Source organism: Lacihabitans sp. CCS-44 (assembly GCF_024343735.1).
Taxonomy (GTDB): Bacteria; Bacteroidota; Bacteroidia; order Cytophagales; family Spirosomataceae; genus Leadbetterella.
Genome location: NZ_RJUE01000053.1, coordinates 144,628 through 162,125, shown reverse-complemented (window position 1 = coordinate 162,125; position 17,498 = coordinate 144,628). Strand labels below are relative to the sequence as shown.

The following is a 17,498-nucleotide window of genomic DNA, read 5'->3' as shown; positions in this document are numbered from 1 at the left end:
CAAGGCCCTGCTTCCCTCACTCTATTCAACGCTATTTAGCTATTGAGGAATCGTTGGTAGACGATAATCCTATTAAAGGCTTTCGCAGAATTGAGTTTACTTAGGCCAAGTTTTTCTTTTCACTGTAAATTTAAACATTATGAAGTTAGAAGAGCAATTGAATTACAAATTATTTATTGGAATTGATGTATCTAAGAAAACTATTGACTCCGCAATTATAAACGATTTTGGTAAAAAGATTGGGCATAAAAAATTTACAAATAATCAATTTGGTTTTGATTCTTGCTTAGAGTGGTTGCGGGAGTTTTACCAAGATGGTCAAGTAATCTTTTGTTTAGAACATACTGGCATTTATAGTCGATTATTAAGTATGTTTTTACAAGATGAAGGCTTTTCGGTGTGTATGGAATCTGGATATGTCATTAAACATTCAGGTGGTATTTTAAAAGGAAAGAATGACAAAATTGATGCGTACAGAATAGTGGAATATGCACTCAGTAACAAGTTTAAACTAAAGATTGCAGAGCATTATGATTTGAATATCATAAAGTTACATGATTTAATGACAACCAGAAATCGACTCGTAGTAGACCTTAAAAGGCTTACAACGCCAATTAACGAAATGAAGGAACATGGAGGTAAAGAGTCGTATGATATGCTTCTAAAAGCTTGCAAGTCTGCAATCGATGGTTTAATGAAATCCATTAAGGAAATCGAGCAAATGATTGACGAGCTTATAGAAGAAGTTGAGGGATGGAAAGAAAGAATGGAATTGGTGACCTCGGTAAAAGGAATAGGTAAAATTGTTGGTCTTTGGATGATGGTTTATACGAAAAACTTTAGCTCAAAAATCAACGCCAGGCAGTTTGCTTCATTGGTTGGAATAGCACCTTTCGAGGAAAGCTCTGGAAGTTCGGTAAGAAAAGGGACACATGTGAGCAACCATGCACATAAGTTCTTGAAAGGCATACTCCATTCAGCTGCAATGTCTGCTATAAAATCCAGTTCTAGAATAAAAGAATATCATATAAAAAAGAAAAAAGAAGGTAAAAAAGGTTTTGTCATAATGAATAACATAAAGAATAAACTTGTTCAAACCGTATTTTCGGTAGTGAGAACAGGAATTCAGTATGACGAGTCTTTTCAGTACAAAAAGGTAGCATAATAATTGCAGTTTTATTTGTAATTACCTTAGCTATCTCAGTGACCGTGGTTTACTTCGACTCGTTCAGTGACCACAGCTCAGTGACCGTGGTTTACTTCGACTCGTTCAGTGACCGACGCTCAGTGACTATCGTTTATTTCAATTACGAATACTAAACTTTGTGCCTCGATGCCTTGTGCCTCAATGCCTTTAGAAAAAAAATGAAAAAAGATATAGAATTTCCTCAAAACGAAAATATCCTTATGGCCGTAGCTCCCTCAGAGTTTGAGCAGTGGGACGTGTTCTTGATAAACAAAGGGTCTGAAAAAATTGATAATTTGCTTGTAACATCCTCAGGATATGGATATAACGATAGCGGAGAGAAAATTTCAACAAGTACGCTCAGACATTTTTATGGTAATTTTTCCTCCAATTCTGTTCAAGAAGTCGAAAAAATTGACCCTTCGGTTTTTCATCTTAACAATGAGTTTTGGGTGAGTTATTGGATAGATGGCCAGCTTTACGACCGTAGGTTTGTATTTGTGCCTGAAAGTATTTCACTCAAGAACTGCATTTTTGTGAGCATTTTGGGAAAAGAGGCTGTACTTCATGCCTAATACCAACAAGCTCGATAGTAATTCGCCTGAATTAATATTTCAATTTTTGACATAAAAAAACCGCCAGATTTCTCTGGCGGTTTCTAAGTATTTCTTTTAGCAATTACTTCCCAATCATCAAAGACTCTCTACGTCTCATTTTTCCAGCAGGAATACCAAACATCATTTTGAATCTACGGCAGAAATATGCGGTGTCTTTGTATCCAACTTCTCCACCGATGGCCCTGATGCTCTTTTTCGAAGTTCTCAAAAGGTTTACAGCCTCTTCCATCCTTTGGTATTCGATATAATCTTGTGGATTGATACCTGTCAGCATTTTGAAATATTGACCGACATAATCTTCAGAAACATTGGCAACATTGGCCAATTGCTTATTAGACAAATCTCCGTCGATGTTGTTTTTGATATAAGTAAAGATATCTATCAAACGTGGATCTTTGAAATACGTACTGTTGGTGGCCAATTGCTCCACAAACATTCTATTTCTGAGAATATATCTAATAACCTCTATTACAGCCTCTTCGGTCTTAATCGAAATTACTCTTCCACGACCAGCCTCTTCTGTAAAATCTTCAATCAGAATATCCTTAATCAGCTGAGCCAATTTGGTGTTTTTGTAAATGAAAAACGGAGGGATATCAAGCGAGGTAAAAAAGTTTACTGAATCAAATACTTTTGCCTCAAAAGCAATTAGACCAAATGAGTTTTTAACGATACCTATTTCTTCTGGCTCGTTCATGGCTTCGAAATAGTGTTCTCTACGCGTCATGAACTCTTCGTAAGATATTGGTTTGGCCTCTCCAACTCCGTAGGTAATAGTTGCGGCCTTTCCGCCCGGAATGAAAAGGATGTCTCCAACTTCTATTTTTCCTTCTACGCCTTCTATTTTCACATCGCCATTGTATAATACCAACAATGTATTTTCTACATCATAAAAGTTTTTGATAGTGATGGGCTGCAATATATTTATGTGTCTAGCTTTTCCAAACTTTACACCAAGCGATTCGATTATTTTGTTATAGTCTTCCATAAGAGGATTTTTTCATAATAATTCTGAGGTGAAATTATTATTAATATTTAGCGTTTCTGAACTTGTTTTGTACAAAACTAATAATTATTCTTTGAGATACAAACATTAGTACAACTAAAAATTGTTCAATAAATTATATGTTTCTTGGATTATTTCTTGTTTTTTCTAAAAATTATCTAATATTTTTGATAACTAAATTTATTAAACGGGCTTTTTAAACCTTGTGCAAATCTTAGAAAGCAAAAAGGAGGCCAAGCCTCCATTAAGAATAAAAAAAACTATCTTGTGGTACTATTTTAAGATTTCTCGGGCAATAACCATTCTCTGAATCTCCGAAGTACCTTCATAAATCTGTGTGATTTTAGCATCACGCATCATTCGCTCCACATGAAATTCTCTCACATAACCATATCCACCATGTATCTGCACTGCTTCTGTAGTTACCCACATCGCTACTTCAGAAGCAAAAAGTTTCGCCATGGCGGCCGATTCTACATAGTCTAAACCAGCATCTTTGTCTCTTGCGGCTTTGTAAACAAGAAGCCTTGCTGCTTCTATTTTGGTCTTCATGTCTGCCAATTTAAACTGAATGGCTTGATGTTCCGAAATTGTTTTGCCGAATGCTTTACGCTCTTTGGTATATTTCACAGAGAGTTCAAAAGCTCCGGCAGCTATGCCCAGTGCTTGTGCAGCTATACCAATTCTGCCGCCATTGAGCGTAGTCATGGCAAATTTGAATCCAAATCCTTCTGGCCCAATACGGTTTTCTTTAGGTACTTTTACATCTGAAAACATTAACGAATGCGTATCAGAAGCTCTGATTCCCATTTTGTCTTCTTTTTTGCCAACTACGAAGCCGTCTTGACCTTTTTCTATAATTAGGCAATTGATGCCTTTGTGCTTAAGTTCAACATGTGTTTGTGCCATCACCAAACACACCGAAGAGGTTTCGCCATTGGTAATCCAGTTTTTAGTGCCGTTTACCAAATAATGGTCGCCCATATCTTCAGCTGTAGTTTTTTGTGAGGTGGCATCCGAGCCAGCTTCGGGTTCTGAAAGGCAAAATGCTCCTATTATTTGTCCTGAAGCCAGCGGTTTTAGATATTTTTGTTTTTGTTCTTCTGTGCCGTATTGATTTAGGCCGTAACAAACCAATGAGTTGTTGACAGACATCGCCACTCCAGCGGAGGCATCTACCTTGCAGATTTCTTCCATAGCGAGCACATAGCTGAGGGTATCCATGCCACTGCCGCCATATTGTGGGTCTATCATCATGCCCATGAAGCCCAGTTCACCCATTTTTTTGATTTCTTCTTTTGGGAACTTGGTCTGAATATCTCTTTCTATAACACCTGGCAAAAGGTCGTTTTGAGCAAAGTCTCTTGCTGCATCTCTAACTGCAAGGTGCTCTTCAGATAATTGGAAATTTACTCCTTCTATCGTATGCATTGTATTTATTGATGATTTTTTCGAAAGATATAAAAATCAATAATAGTATGCAAGCATACTGTTTTTCAAAACTTGGTTTACACAAAATATTTTTTCATGAAACTGTCGCTTGCTTTTAACTTCCAGTTATTTTTCAAGTCGGCCAAAGTGCTCACTTGATGATTGAGCAAAGTAGTTTCTGCATTTATATTTCCTACCAAAACTTGTTTTTTAGCTTCTAAAACAGGGAAAAAATTCAAGGTTTCGTTTTCAAAATAGGCTATGGAGCGGTCGAAAAAGTCTATATTTAAGGTTTGCTGGATGTTTTTCAGCCATTTTGTTGAGCTGTCTATCGAACAGCCAGAAGGCTCTTGAAGGTCGGTATTTACGCCCAACACCAGAAATTTATCATAAAAAAACTTGAAGGATGCTTGCAAAGGCGAGCCATGAGACTCCCAATTGGCCACTTGCTCTGACAAATAATCTGTGATTTCGTTTATTTCGGTTTCATCAAGAATTCTATTTGCTTGGTAAACCCAAACTTTGGCGTGGTCAGGAAGCGAATCAAAAGCAACAAGCATATTTTCTTAGTTTTTATTTTTAAACGTGTGTTTTTTGGAAAAGATTCGGGTTGTGTGGTTTAAAATTGAGTTTAACAATTAATTTTAGAAAGGCAACATTTACCCAATTTTAAAATGCACTTAAAACGGATAAACATCACAATACCAATTTTAATTTCCTAAGCGGTAGGGTTAATTATCTGGTAATTATACTAAAGATATTTATTCTACTATTTTTTAGTGCAGCTGTTATACTTGCTCTAATTTCTATTTTCTCTATTTTCGATTATAAATTGGATATTATTGACCTGATGATTAGACTGTTTGGAATTTTTATTATTGTCATTTCTGGTCTAATCATTGGTTTAAGAACCTTAAGTTCTCTTTTTATTCAGAGGTATGGTTTGATTTTTAGTAATCAAAAAGTTTCATTTTCATTACGGAATATTTATTCATTCAAAGAGGCCAGTGTCTTGTATGAGGATATAATGGGGTTTAGTACAACTCATATAGCAACAGATTTTAAGAGGTTTCATGGTTTGATTTTGTATTTGAAAGATGGGAGTGTATTTGAGTTTCATAAGACGCTATTTCTTAATTTTGATGAAATGAAAAAGCGACTTGTAAATGATAAAATTAAATACTTGGGACATGAGCCTTTCGTTTACAAATGGTTCTTTTTTAGAAAATATTTATTTCTTGAAAAGCTATAATTTTTAATTTCAGGAGTTCTAACTTTTATCATTAAGAATTAGGTTAGAGATTTTTTCATTGTTAGGAATCAATAATCGTGAACATTCAAACCCACATATCTCCAAATCCTCGCCATTTTCCGAAAATCATTTTCTACTTTTGCACCATATTATTTCGCTAAGTTTATAAATAATGACGACTCATACCCTCAAATTAAAAAAACCTATTGCTTTTATTGACTTAGAAACCACAGGTATCAACATTTCTAAAGATAGGATTGTGGAAATTTGTATTGCTAAAGCCAATATTGATGGTTCCGTAGATGTCAAAACCAAAAGAGTGAACCCAGGAATGCCCATTCCGCTGGAGACAAGTTTGATTCATGGAATATATGACGAAGACGTAAAAGATGAGCCCAGCTTCCGCCAAATGGCTAAGTCGCTTTCTCAGTTTTTGGACGGCTGCGATTTGGCTGGGTTCAACAGTAATCGCTTTGATATTCCGATGTTGGTAGAGGAGTTTTTGAGGATTGATACCAATATTTTTGAATTAAAGAACCGTCGTTTTGTGGATGCCCAAAAGATTTTCCACTTGATGGAGCCTCGTACGCTTGGAGCTGCCTACAAGTTTTATTGTGGGAAAACGCTTGAAAACGCCCATAGTGCAGAAGTAGATACTTTGGCTACTTTGGAGGTAGTGTGTGCTCAGGTAGAAAAATACGAAGGTGTAAGACTAAAAGACGCCAAAGGCGTGGAATATGAGCCAGTTCAAAATGATGTTGATGTACTTCACAAATTAAGCTCAAACAACTTGGTAGATTTTGCTCAGCGGATGATTTTAAACAATAATGGTGAGGTGGTGTTTAATTTTGGAAAAAATGCGGGTAAAAAAGTAGAAGATGTACTTACCAGAGAACCTCAATATTATGATTGGATCATAAATAACGACTTTCCGTTAGATACAAAAAGAAAACTTACCGAGATTAAAATCAAAATGAAAAGGTAGGGATTTTCACTGATTAGTGTTATTTTTGCGAAAATTTAAAAAACCTTACAAACACATGTTTGAAAGTACAATAGACCGAGTACCAGATGTTTTTACGCAAGTTCCTTTAGTGAATTTCGTGCTATTAGCGACCATGCTATTTACTATTGGTATAGTTGGCGTATTAATTAGAAAAAACGCCATCATTATATTTATGTCCATAGAGCTTATGCTCAATGCTGTCAATCTTTTGCTTATTGCCTTTTCATCATACAGATCCGACCCTAATGGACAGGTATTTGTGTTTTTTATCATGGCAGTAGCTGCGGCTGAAGTGGCGGTAGGACTGGCTATTATTGTTATGATTTTTAGAAATATAAAGACCATTGATATCAGTTTGTTAAACAGATTGAAAGGATAAATTAAAATTTTACTATTCTTATGACACTAATATCTCTGATTCCCTTATTTCCATTGATTGGCTTTTTGATAAATGGTATAGGATTTGGAAAAATATCTAAAACACTTGTTCCCATCATTGGCACAGGTGCTTCATTGTTATCATTTGGTTGTGTACTTGCTGCTTATCTTCAGTTTGATGGAACACCGGTTATTGTAAATTTATTTGATTGGATAACGGTTGGAGACCTCAACATCAAATTTTCTTTTCAGTTTGATCAACTTTCGTTGATTATGTTGTTTGTGATTACGGGTGTAGGAACATTAATACATCTATACTCTGCGGGTTACATGAGCCACGATGAAGGCTACGGAAAATTCTTTGCTTATCTAAACTTGTTCTTGTTTTCTATGATTTTGTTGGTTCTTGGAGCCAATTACCTCATTATGTTCATCGGTTGGGAAGGAGTAGGACTATGTTCGTATTTGCTTATCGGATTTTGGAACAAAAACACCGACTACGCCAATGCTGCCCGCAAAGCATTCATAATGAACCGTGTAGGTGACTTGGGTTTTTTAGTAGGTATATTTTTGATTATTCAAACCTTCGGAACATTAGAATATTTAGAGGTTTTCGAAAAAGCCAAAGGTTTTCAGATTGGCGATGGAATAATATTGGCCATCACTTTTGCTCTTTTTGTAGGAGCGATGGGAAAGTCAGCCCAAATACCGCTTTTCACCTGGTTGCCTGATGCAATGGCTGGCCCAACGCCTGTTTCGGCTTTGATACACGCCGCCACTATGGTAACATCCGGTATTTACATGACTGTTCGTTCAAATATACTGTACAGTCTTTCACCACAAACGTTAGAATTTGTTGCATGGATAGGATTGGCAACTGCATTATTAGGAGCTACAATTGGTCTTTTCCAAAATGATATTAAAAAAGTATTGGCTTACTCTACAGTCAGTCAATTGGGATATATGTTTTTAGGCCTAGGCGTTATGGCCTACTCATCTGGTTTATTCCATGTTATCACGCATGCGTTTTTCAAAGCCTTGTTATTTTTGGGAGCAGGCAGTGTGATACATGCCATGAGTGGCGACCAAGACATCCGAAACATGGGTGGACTTTGGCCAAAAATAAAAATTACTGCCATTACATTTTTGGTTGGAACAATAGCCATCAGTGGTATTCCCCCTTTTTCAGGCTTTTTCTCAAAAGATGAAATACTCGCTCACGTTTACGAGCATAATAAATTGATGTGGGTTTTAGCCCTTTTGGGTTCATTTATGACCGCATTCTACATGTTTAGGTTGTTTTTTGTTACTTTCAAAGGAAACTTTAGAGGAACACATGACCAAGAACACCATTTACATGAGTCGCCAAGTAGTATGACTTTACCACTAATTGTATTGGCTGTATTTTCTATTATCGGTGGAGCTATTGGTTTTCCAGAAATTTTCCATTTTCCCCACAGGCTCAATGAGTTTTTAAGCCCAATATATGAGGGAAGTAAGTCTGTGAATCCAGCATTTGGCGTAATTCACCTAGATCATTCTACTGAATGGTTACTTATGGGAGTTTCTGTTGTAGTTGCCATAGTAGCTATCATTTTTGCTTACAGTGTTTACGGAAATGGCAAAAATGTTCCAGTTTCGGACGAATCTATGAGCGGAATAAAGAAAGTAGTTTACGACAAGTATTATATAGACGAGCTATACAACAAGGTCTTTGTTAATTCTATTTCTTCACTTTCGAAGTTTTTTGGAAATGTCATCGACAATAAGTTTATAGATGGAATTGTGAATGGAGTAGGAAACACCGTAAATCTTGCAAGTGCTCAAATCAAAAGAATTCAGGTGGGTGGCACGAGTAGTTATTTGTTGTTTATGACTATCGGAATTATCCTCTTGTTAGGATACAGTTTAGTTCCTGGTTTGTTCGAGTCTCTTAAGTCGGTTATTAAGTAAAAAACAATTGAAAAGCACCCTATGTTAACGCTTTCGCTATTTATTATACCATTGATCGCAGGTTTGATTTTGTTGAATGTCAAAAGCAAAAGCCTTGCAGGTTCAATTTCCATTTTGATTTCTCTAGTTCAAATAGCCGTTTTTGGGTACGCTTTCAGTGTATTCAAAGGCAATTCATCACTTTTAGTATTCGATAAACCATGGTTGTCGGACTTTGCCATTAGATTTCACCTTGGAATTGATGGTTTGTCAATTATTATGGTTGGACTTACAGTAGTTTTGGTTTCGTTGATAATTTTGGCGGTTAAAAACCTTAACTATGAAAATATACCCAAAATGATGGGTTTAATTTTACTTACCGAAGCGGCATTGATAGGTGTATTTTCTGCCAAAGACATATTTTTATTTTATTTCTTTTTTGAGTTGGCCTTGGTGCCTGTTTATCTTATCGCCAACTTTTGGGGTGGAGAAAACTCATCTAAGATTACTTTCAAAATGTTGGTTTATACCGTTTTTGGAAGTTTGTTTATGCTGATATCTTTTGTGTTGTTGTACATGAGAGGCCAAAGTGCTGATATCGAGTCTATCAAAGTGACGGTTTCGTTGCTTCCAAACCTCATCAAGCAAATTCTATTTTGGGGTCTACTTTTGGCTTTTTCTATCAAAATGCCGATTTTCCCTTTTCATACTTGGTTGCCTGATGCCTATAGCAAATCGCCGACGCCTGCCACTATGTTATTATCAGGGCTTTTGTCCAAAATGGGCGTTTATGGTTTAATTCGTATTTTGTTGCCTTTCGCTCCACAAGGAATTGAAGTTTATGGTGAAATCGTCATAGTATTGGCTACCATTGGATTGATATATGGTTCAGTAATAGCTATAAAGCAAAATGAAATAAAACGTTTGATAGCGTATTCGTCATTTGCCCACATGGGTTTAATGGCTGGTGCGGTACTTACTCTAAGTGTTACGGGCTTACAGGGAGCCATTTTTCAAATGGTAGCCCACGGAGTTAATGCCGTTGGTTTATTTTATATTGCCAAAATCATTTTTGACAAAACAGGAAGCAGAAGCTTAACAACCCTTGGAGGCATGACCCAGTCAGCTCCATTGCTTACGGTTATGTTTATGGTTGTTTTATTAGGAAGTGTTGCTCTTCCTCTTACCAACGGCTTTGTGGGTGAGTTTTTGATGTTAAAGGCTGTTTTTGACTTTAATCATGTGATAGGAATCTTGGCCGGATTGAGTGTGGTTTTCGGTGCAGTATATATGTTAAGATTTTTTCAGAAAACTATGTACGGTCCATCAAACGATACGACTATCAATATTACCGATATAGGAGCTAAAGAAATGATGGTATTGGTGCCTATAGTGATTGTTGTGTTACTTACAGGAGTTTTTCCAAATCTAATTTTGGACATAAGTGGCTCATTTGTAAATAGTTTAGGAGTTTTAAATAAATAATTTTATTAGGTATATACCGAAAGAAAATAGATAAGATATGTATCCAATTATAGTTTTTTCAGTTACAGGTTTGTTGATGCTTTTTCTAGGCTTATCTGTTTCAAAAAAGAGTTTACTTCCTATCAATTTGGTGTTTTTGATAATAGGTTTGTTGTCAAACTTTATTGACTGGGATGCTCCGGGTTTATACTTCAACAATATGGTGGAGGTAAGTAATTCGCTGATATTGGTACAAAGTGTGGTGATTTTGGCAGGAATACTTGTTGCTGGCTTAAGCTCTCGATTGTTTGAAGATGCTGTAGACCATCCAGCCGAATATTATGCACTTATGCAGTTTGCTATAGTTGGTGCATTGATAATGGTGAGTTTTCAAAACCTCATCATGTTGTTCGTAGGTTTAGAAATACTTTCAGTAGCATTGTATGTATTGGCTGGAAGCGATAAACGTAATTTGAGGGGTAACGAAGCTTCAATAAAGTACTTTTTGATGGGTGCTTTTGCTACAGGGATTTTGCTATTTGGCATCGCCATGTTCTATGGTGCTACGGGTTCATTTGATATAAATAGTGGCAGTTCGGTAGCGAATAATCTCCCAGAAGGCAAAATTTTCTTCTGGATAGGATTGATTTTCATATTCATAGGTTTGTTGTTCAAAATCTCTGCCGCACCGTTTCATTTCTGGACGGCGGATGTATATCAGGGTTCACCAACCATCTTTACGGCCTTCATGGCAACCATTGTAAAAACAGCAGTTATTTTCGCTCTTTACAGATTGGCGGTATATAGTTTTAGTTTCGAATACGCCAATTGGTCTAAGTTTTTGGTTATCATTATTGGTCTAAGTATGCTGATAGGTAACCTAACCGCTGTTTATCAATCTAATTTCAAAAGGATTCTGGCATATTCTAGTATTTCACAAGCTGGATTTATGCTTCTAAGTTTGATAGGTTTGGGTGAGCAATCATTTGGAAATCTAGGATTTTATACGCTTAGTTATGCGTTTGCCACAATATCTGCTTTTGGTGTATTTTTAATCGTTTCTAACGACCAGCTAGTGGATGGAAGGCCAAACGAAAACATCAATGTTTTTAATGGCCTTTTCAAAAGAAACCCAGACTTGGCAGTTATTCTTTTAATTTCAATGCTCTCGCTTTCGGGAATTCCTCTTACGTCGGGTTTTTGGAGTAAATTCTTTGTTTTGAATGACGCCGCCACCAAAGGTTATCTTTGGATACTAATTGTGGGTATAGTTATGTCTGCGGTTTCATTGTATTATTATTTTAAGCCAATCAGAGCAACTTTTGGCAATACCGAAAGTGAGTCTATCACTGTTTCGTCATTAGCTAAGGCAACACTTTATGTTTGCGGTGCAATGACAGTTCTATTGGGTGTAGCACCTAATTTGTTCAGAGGTTTATTTTAAGTTTAAGGTTAGATATTGTTTAAAAAGCCTGCAACAGCAGGCTTTTTTTATGACATTTTCTCTAAAAATTATCTTTTTTCTATAAAATACTGCACTAAAACAAGAATTTTAAAGAAAATTTTAAGAATTTTTTAAGAAGTTTTGCATCAAAACTTAAAATATTCTTAAATTTGTAATGTCTTATAACAATAAACAATCTAAGAAATGAAAAAAGTATTTGGAATTCTTTTCGTTGCAGGTATGGTAGCTTTCGCTTCATGTACTTCTGCTACTGAAGCTACTGAAGATGCAGCTGCTGCTGTTGATTCTGCTGCTACTATGGTTGACTCTGCTGCTACTGCTGTTGTTGATTCAGCTGCTGTTGTTGTTGATTCTGCTGCTGCTGCGGTTAAGTAATTAGCATAGCTAAAGAAATTGAGCCTTATCTTCGGATAGGGCTTTTTTTTTGTCTAAATTTCCGATTCTTCCATTTATATTTATAAGATGCTTAATCGTAGTATTGCCCCTGATTTTATTCCTACCCAAAGCCTATCACTTCCGAGTGTGGTTAAGGTTATTGACAATTTCGGAGTTCAATTTTATTGTTTGAAAAATCCAAATCTAGAAATTTTTAGATTAGAGATTGTATTTAGGGCGGGTTCGTATTTCGGACAAAAATTCGCACATTCTTATTTTACCTCAAAATTGCTTTCAGCAGGTACAAAGGGCAAAAGCTCGAATGAAATTGCCGAAAGCTTTGAGCGTTTGGGTGGGTTTTTGGAGGTTAGTCAAAACCAAGAGCGATTGGTGGTCACACTTCATGGACTAAGTAAGTTTTTTGAGCAATATTTGCCTGATTTGGCAGCAATTGTTTTCTCTCCAACCTTGCCTTTAGAGGAACTAGATATTCAGAAAAAGATTGCCACTCAGTCGTATTTGGTGAATATTGAGAAAACGGTAACGGAGGCCAATAAAATCTTCAGGGAAGGGTTATTTGGGACTGATCACTCTTTTGGTAAAACCTTGCAGCCGTCTGAAATCGATATAGTTTCACAGTCAGAAATTGTTGATTTTCACGCTGAATTCATAAAAAATACTAGTTTTAATGTTTTCTTGACTGGTAATTTTTCTGATAAAGATGTTGATTCCATTCAGTCTTTTTTTCAGCAAAAAACATTGGTTTTTAAGCCTTCGATTATAGAGTCACCTGCTTTGAATGATGTTTTTAATCTGAAAATTGATAAGCCGGAAAGTGTACAGAGCAGTATACGATTAGGAAGAAGAATGTTTAACAGACACCATCCCGATTTTTTTAAGTTTCTTGTCTTCAATACTATTCTGGGCGGTTTTTTTGGAAGCCGACTCATGAAAAATATTCGTGAGGAGAAAGGATTGACTTATGGCATCTCATCATCGATAGTTCCATTGGCCGAAGAGGGTTATTGGTCTATTGGTGCGGATGTGAAGAAGGAGAATGTGCCAATGGCCTTGGAAGAAATCCAAAAAGAAATAGATGTTTTAAAAAGTGAGAAAGTAAGCGAAAGCGAGCTTGGTCTTGTAAAAAATTATATGAAAGGTTCGGTATTGAGCAGTACAAATACCGTTTTCGATATTATGGATAAGCACAAGGCTATTTTGCACGAAAATTTGCCAGATGATTTTTATAATACCATGCTTCAGCAGATTGATGGTGTTACAGCAGATGAAGTTCAGCAAATGGCTAATACATACATGAATGATTTATCTACTGTGGTGGTGGGTTAATTGAAAATATATGGGAAGAGTTTTAGCGATAGATTACGGCAAAAAAAGGACGGGTTTGGCTGTTACAGACCCACTTAAAATTATTGCCACGGCTTTGGATACGGTTTTAACGGTGGATTTATTGCAGTATCTAATCAACTACATGAAAACGGAACAAGTGGAGCAAATTGTGATGGGCTTACCTGTAAATCTGAATTCTCAAGATACAGACGTGACTGCTGACGTTAGGAAATTTGCGGATACTTTGAGAACCAATTTCCCTGCTATTCCTGTCCATTTTTATGATGAAAGATTTACTTCTAAAATGGCACTGCAGAGCATGATTGATTCGGGCACAAAAAAGAAGGATAGGAGAGAAAAGGGAAATCTGGATAAAATAAGTGCCGTTATTATACTTCAGTCTTTTCTCAGTTCAAATAAATTCTTTTAGAGAGCAGTCAAGGTATCGGACGTTTGCGTTTGGATTTGCCTTTAATATTTTCTTGGCCAACGTTTTACTCCTTATTCCCGAGGCACAGTACAGAATCGTAGTTTTGTTTGGTCTAAGGTTTACGTCCTCGAATTCGTCCATCGGAATATTCTCTCCACCGATATTAAATTCTTCATGTTCGTAGTCTTCTCGAATATCAATTAGATCGATATTTTCTTTTTCAAGAGCCATAAATTCGTCTTTTGTTATGGCCAAACTGTCTTTTGTTTTGCTTGCACAAAAAGCCTCATAGTCTATTAAAGCAGTTATCTTTGGCCTTTCCGAATTTTTGGTAAGCTTAAATTTCCTGAAAGTCATGCTTTGGAACTCCACAACCAAGATTTCGTTGAAAAGAGGGCTTTCCATGCCACAAATTATCTTAATAGCCTCTACGGCCTGCAGACTTCCTATTACGCCTGCTATGGGCCCTAAAACTCCGCCAATGGCACAGTTGGGTGCGGTTTCTGGGTCTGGAGGTGTGTTATAAAGGTCGCGATACGTACATGAGCCTTTATAGTTAAAAACAGACACTTGCCCTTCGAATTGATGAATGGCTCCATATACAAACGGTTTGTTCAAAATCTCGCAGGCGTCGTTCACCAAATATCGGGTCGGAAAATTATCAGAACCGTCTATGATGATGTCGAATTCTGCAAAAATTTCCAATGCGTTTTTACTGGAGAGAGGCGTGTTATAGGCCAGAACCTGCACATTTGGATTGAGTGCTTTTATTTTTTGCTTTGCTATTTCAATTTTCTGTTGGCCGATATCCTGGGTTTCAAAAATAATTTGACGGTGAAGATTGGATAACGAAACCGTATCAAATTCTATAAGACCGATGGTTCCAACACCGGCTGCCGCCAAATAGCTCAAAACAGGCCCTCCAAGGCCACCACAGCCTATCACGAGCACTTTGGCTTTAGTAAGCTTTTCTTGGCCCTCCAAGCCCATTTGTGGCAGAATAGTTTGCCGAGCGTATCTTGAATAGTATTCTTGGTTCACCTTAAATCTTTTGAGGGTAAAAATAGGGAAAAGTATTTGATTGTTAATAAAGCCGAAATGGGGGAGGAGGATTAAAAGTATTTCTTCCCAGATATTATTTTGGAATTTTAGAAATCCTAATCTAGGCAATTTATGCTTTCTGTGGGTGAAACCCGCTTTACACACCTACGAAGGAAATATCCTTCGCAGAGCATGAGGAAGGTTTGAACGTGAGAAGAACATTAATGGTGAAACACATTAGAATGTAATACGAGCTGTTATAAAACAAATATTAAAAAACTTAATGATTACTATTCAAAAGAAGGATTTTTACCTGTGAAGGATTAAAAATGGAGTATTATTTGGACTGAAAATAAGGCAAAAATACCAAGCATAACATGCCCCCTTTAGCTTGTTCGTATTGTCCATCAATATTACTGTATGTAATACGAACAAGCTAAAGGGGGCAATAGTTCCATACAAAATTTTGGGGATTTAAGAGCGTTTATTTCGATACTTATTTATCATAATTTTTTTGTAAGCATTAATTTTTATATTTCACATACATCAATAAAAACATTCATTTTTATAAAATATTAATAAAATTTTGTCCAGTTTTTTTTACAATAAACTGGACAATTTACTATATTTGTAAATGCTAATATTCTTATGAAAGTATCTGATTATATTTCGATTACGATAGATAGACTCCCAAAAGGCTATGTGTTCACCTATGAAGACTTTATTACAGAGGTGAGCAAAAAAGAAGCGGTTATAAAAGCCCTAAACAGAATGGTGACTTCTGATAAAATAGCAAAGCTATCTAAAGGAAAATATTATAAGCCCGAAAATACGCCCTTTGGCAAACTTCAACCCAATCAAGCTCAAATAGTAAAAGATTTATTAGAAGAAAATGGAAAAATATTGGGATATCTTACGGGATATAGTATTTATAATAAGCTAGGATTGACTACTCAGGTGAGTAATACTATACAAATCGGTAAAAATGAAATTCGCTCTGCATTTAAAAGAGAGCGGTATAGCATTTCGTTTGTAAAACAGAAAAATACTATAACAAAAGAAAACATTCCTTTACTACAAATACTAGACGCCATTCGATATATCAAAAATATACCCGACGCCAAAATAGAAGCATCTTGCAGACGATTTCTTGGCATTTTGCAAGCCCTGAAGTCTAAAGAAAAAGAAACTCTGGTGCGGCTTGCTTTAAAATACCCACCAGCCACAAGAGCTTTATTGGGTGCCATGTTAGATCAGCTCATGGAAGAGAATTTAGCCACAAGCTTAAGAAAATCTTTAAATTCAATTACAAAATATAAACTTAGTGGTGTTCAAATAACACTGTCCACAGCAGAAAAATGGAATATAATATGAAGCTGCACGAAAACAAAACTCTATACCGACAATCGATTCAATATACAGCTGATCTCTTAAAAATTCCAGCAATTTACATTGAAAAAGACTATTGGGTAAGCTATGCCTTATTTACAATTTTCAATAATGAAATCGGTAAAGATACGGTATTTAAAGGCGGAACAGCCTTATCAAAATGCTTTAACTTGATTGAAAGATTCTCCGAAGATATAGACCTGGTGGTACTTAGACGAGAAGGAGAAACCAATAATCAACTAACAAATAAAATCAAAAAAATAAGTAAAGTTGTATCAGAAGTGCTTCCAGAAATAAATATAACTGGGCTAACACAAAAAATGGGAATGAACCGTAAAACAGCACATAGCTACACTAAGGAGTTTAAAGGCAAGCACGGGCAAGTTCGAGATTTTCTTGTTGTGGAAGCAACTTGGCTGGGTTATCACGAGCCCTATACTGTGAAACCGTTAAACTCATTTGTGGGCCACATGATGCTTCAAACAGGTCAAAATACATTAGCAGAAACCCACGGGATGATGCCCTTTGAAGTGAAGGTATTAGAACCGATTCGCACACTTTGTGAGAAAATAATGAGCTTGGTTCGTTTTTCTTATGCCAATGACCCAATTGGCGACTTAAAGAATAAGATTAGACATCTGTATGATTTACACCAGTTACTACTTCAACAAGAGTTTGCCATTTTTTTTTATTCGGAGGCTTTTGATAAAATGCTCCTGAAAGTAGCACAAGATGATATTGTCAGTTTTAAAAATAATAATGGATGGCTAGAGTTCCATCCTGCTGATGCATTAATATTCAGAGATATTACTAAGGTTTGGAATGACTTGGCTCCCATTTATACGGGTCAATTTAAAAACTTGGTTTATGGCGAATTTCCGACAGAAACTTTGATATTTGAAACATTGACTAGGATAAAGGAAAGGTTACAAACAATTAACTGGACCATAAAACTAGATTCTACATCTTAAAATTCATAGATGCAAAACTTCTGCTGTGCTTAGTTTTCAGACTAAGCACAAGTGCCTATCGGTCTTCAGACCGAAAACCTGAAATAATATCACCACAATTCAATATTAATACCATATCCAGATTTCTTTCCTGGAATTAATTTGAATTGATCGCAATGTTACAAGAATTATACGCTCAATTTTTTCGATTGTTCAAATTTGGTAGACC

Annotated in this window: 16 protein-coding genes; 12 read left to right on the top strand and 4 right to left on the bottom strand. The window is 36.1% G+C overall.

Annotation, left to right across the window (positions count from 1 at the left end; genetic code table 11):
• Positions 1–139 precede the first annotated feature (139 nt).
• Positions 140–1,165 carry an IS110 family transposase gene (locus tag EGI26_RS09075; protein WP_255077816.1) on the top strand — a complete coding sequence of 342 codons (1,026 nt, stop codon included), beginning with the start codon at positions 140–142 and terminating at the stop codon, positions 1,163–1,165.
• 200 nt (positions 1,166–1,365) lie between these two features.
• Positions 1,366–1,761, top strand: coding sequence for a hypothetical protein (locus EGI26_RS09070; RefSeq protein WP_255077815.1), 396 nt, complete (start codon positions 1,366–1,368; stop codon positions 1,759–1,761).
• Between the two features lie 103 nt (positions 1,762–1,864).
• On the opposite strand, the gene EGI26_RS09065 is transcribed toward EGI26_RS09070, so the two are convergent.
• The 3 genes from EGI26_RS09065 to EGI26_RS09055 form a co-directional block, all read right to left on the bottom strand.
• Positions 1,865–2,791 (bottom strand): AraC family transcriptional regulator, encoded by a 927-nt coding sequence (locus tag EGI26_RS09065; RefSeq protein WP_255039495.1) that lies wholly within the window; start codon positions 2,789–2,791, stop codon positions 1,865–1,867.
• Between the two features lie 291 nt (positions 2,792–3,082).
• Entirely contained in the window at positions 3,083–4,240 is a 1,158-nt protein-coding gene (locus EGI26_RS09060; RefSeq protein ID WP_255077814.1) for an acyl-CoA dehydrogenase, read from the bottom strand.
• Between the two features lie 77 nt (positions 4,241–4,317).
• Positions 4,318–4,800, bottom strand: coding sequence for a hypothetical protein (locus EGI26_RS09055; RefSeq protein ID WP_255077813.1), 483 nt, complete (start codon positions 4,798–4,800; stop codon positions 4,318–4,320).
• 864 nt (positions 4,801–5,664) lie between these two features.
• Here EGI26_RS09055 and EGI26_RS09050 point away from each other — a divergent pair.
• The 8 genes from EGI26_RS09050 to ruvX all read left to right on the top strand — a co-directional run bounded on the left by EGI26_RS09050 (position 5,665) and on the right by ruvX (position 13,889).
• Positions 5,665–6,477, top strand: coding sequence for a 3'-5' exonuclease (locus tag EGI26_RS09050; protein WP_255077812.1), 813 nt, complete (start codon positions 5,665–5,667; stop codon positions 6,475–6,477).
• Between the two features lie 55 nt (positions 6,478–6,532).
• The gene (nuoK, locus tag EGI26_RS09045) at positions 6,533–6,877 is read left to right on the top strand and encodes an NADH-quinone oxidoreductase subunit NuoK (protein ID WP_255048728.1); all 345 of its coding nucleotides are present in this window, start codon (positions 6,533–6,535) and stop codon (positions 6,875–6,877) included.
• 20 nt (positions 6,878–6,897) lie between these two features.
• The gene (gene nuoL, locus EGI26_RS09040) at positions 6,898–8,829 is read left to right on the top strand and encodes an NADH-quinone oxidoreductase subunit L (RefSeq protein WP_255077811.1); all 1,932 of its coding nucleotides are present in this window, start codon (positions 6,898–6,900) and stop codon (positions 8,827–8,829) included.
• Positions 8,830–8,850: 21 nt separating this feature from the next.
• Positions 8,851–10,293 (top strand): NuoM family protein, encoded by a 1,443-nt coding sequence (locus EGI26_RS09035; protein WP_255077810.1) that lies wholly within the window; start codon positions 8,851–8,853, stop codon positions 10,291–10,293.
• Between the two features lie 37 nt (positions 10,294–10,330).
• Positions 10,331–11,716 carry an NADH-quinone oxidoreductase subunit N gene (locus EGI26_RS09030; RefSeq protein WP_255077809.1) on the top strand — a complete coding sequence of 462 codons (1,386 nt, stop codon included), beginning with the start codon at positions 10,331–10,333 and terminating at the stop codon, positions 11,714–11,716.
• Between the two features lie 204 nt (positions 11,717–11,920).
• A complete protein-coding gene (locus EGI26_RS09025; RefSeq protein ID WP_255077808.1) occupies positions 11,921–12,112 on the top strand; it encodes a hypothetical protein in 192 nt (63 codons plus the stop codon).
• Positions 12,113–12,199: 87 nt separating this feature from the next.
• A complete protein-coding gene (locus tag EGI26_RS09020; protein WP_255077807.1) occupies positions 12,200–13,459 on the top strand; it encodes a pitrilysin family protein in 1,260 nt (419 codons plus the stop codon).
• A gap of 10 nt (positions 13,460–13,469) precedes the next feature.
• On the top strand, positions 13,470–13,889 hold the full coding sequence (ruvX, locus tag EGI26_RS09015; protein WP_255077806.1) for a Holliday junction resolvase RuvX: 420 nt from the start codon (positions 13,470–13,472) through the stop codon (positions 13,887–13,889).
• Here the strand turns inward: ruvX and moeB are convergent.
• Positions 13,872–14,930, bottom strand: a complete 1,059-nt coding sequence (gene moeB, locus EGI26_RS09010; RefSeq protein WP_255077805.1) for a molybdopterin-synthase adenylyltransferase MoeB — start codon at positions 14,928–14,930, stop codon at positions 13,872–13,874. The two genes, ruvX and moeB, sit on opposite strands and share 18 nt — an antisense overlap.
• Positions 14,931–15,578: 648 nt before the next feature.
• Between moeB and EGI26_RS09005 the strand changes: the two genes are divergently transcribed.
• Positions 15,579–16,304 (top strand): DUF6088 family protein, encoded by a 726-nt coding sequence (locus EGI26_RS09005; protein WP_255077804.1) that lies wholly within the window; start codon positions 15,579–15,581, stop codon positions 16,302–16,304.
• Positions 16,301–17,290, top strand: a complete 990-nt coding sequence (locus EGI26_RS09000) for a nucleotidyl transferase AbiEii/AbiGii toxin family protein (protein ID WP_255077803.1) — start codon at positions 16,301–16,303, stop codon at positions 17,288–17,290. Before EGI26_RS09005 ends, EGI26_RS09000 begins: the two co-directional genes overlap by 4 nt.
• The last annotated feature ends 208 nt before the right edge of the window (positions 17,291–17,498 follow it).

What these genes read in the sequence shown, in the direction of transcription:
- EGI26_RS09075 (WP_255077816.1), top strand. Translation starts at nt 140, where the DNA reads ATGAAGTTAGAAGAGCAATTGAATTACAAATTATTTATTGGAATTGAT.
- EGI26_RS09070 (WP_255077815.1), top strand. Translation starts at nt 1,366, where the DNA reads ATGAAAAAAGATATAGAATTTCCTCAAAACGAAAATATCCTTATGGCC.
- EGI26_RS09065 (WP_255039495.1), bottom strand. Translation starts at nt 2,791, where the DNA reads ATGGAAGACTATAACAAAATAATCGAATCGCTTGGTGTAAAGTTTGGA.
- EGI26_RS09060 (WP_255077814.1), bottom strand. Translation starts at nt 4,240, where the DNA reads ATGCATACGATAGAAGGAGTAAATTTCCAATTATCTGAAGAGCACCTT.
- EGI26_RS09055 (WP_255077813.1), bottom strand. Translation starts at nt 4,800, where the DNA reads ATGCTTGTTGCTTTTGATTCGCTTCCTGACCACGCCAAAGTTTGGGTT.
- EGI26_RS09050 (WP_255077812.1), top strand. Translation starts at nt 5,665, where the DNA reads ATGACGACTCATACCCTCAAATTAAAAAAACCTATTGCTTTTATTGAC.
- nuoK (WP_255048728.1), top strand. Translation starts at nt 6,533, where the DNA reads ATGTTTGAAAGTACAATAGACCGAGTACCAGATGTTTTTACGCAAGTT.
- nuoL (WP_255077811.1), top strand. Translation starts at nt 6,898, where the DNA reads ATGACACTAATATCTCTGATTCCCTTATTTCCATTGATTGGCTTTTTG.
- EGI26_RS09035 (WP_255077810.1), top strand. Translation starts at nt 8,851, where the DNA reads ATGTTAACGCTTTCGCTATTTATTATACCATTGATCGCAGGTTTGATT.
- EGI26_RS09030 (WP_255077809.1), top strand. Translation starts at nt 10,331, where the DNA reads ATGTATCCAATTATAGTTTTTTCAGTTACAGGTTTGTTGATGCTTTTT.
- EGI26_RS09025 (WP_255077808.1), top strand. Translation starts at nt 11,921, where the DNA reads ATGAAAAAAGTATTTGGAATTCTTTTCGTTGCAGGTATGGTAGCTTTC.
- EGI26_RS09020 (WP_255077807.1), top strand. Translation starts at nt 12,200, where the DNA reads ATGCTTAATCGTAGTATTGCCCCTGATTTTATTCCTACCCAAAGCCTA.
- ruvX (WP_255077806.1), top strand. Translation starts at nt 13,470, where the DNA reads ATGGGAAGAGTTTTAGCGATAGATTACGGCAAAAAAAGGACGGGTTTG.
- EGI26_RS09005 (WP_255077804.1), top strand. Translation starts at nt 15,579, where the DNA reads ATGAAAGTATCTGATTATATTTCGATTACGATAGATAGACTCCCAAAA.
- EGI26_RS09000 (WP_255077803.1), top strand. Translation starts at nt 16,301, where the DNA reads ATGAAGCTGCACGAAAACAAAACTCTATACCGACAATCGATTCAATAT.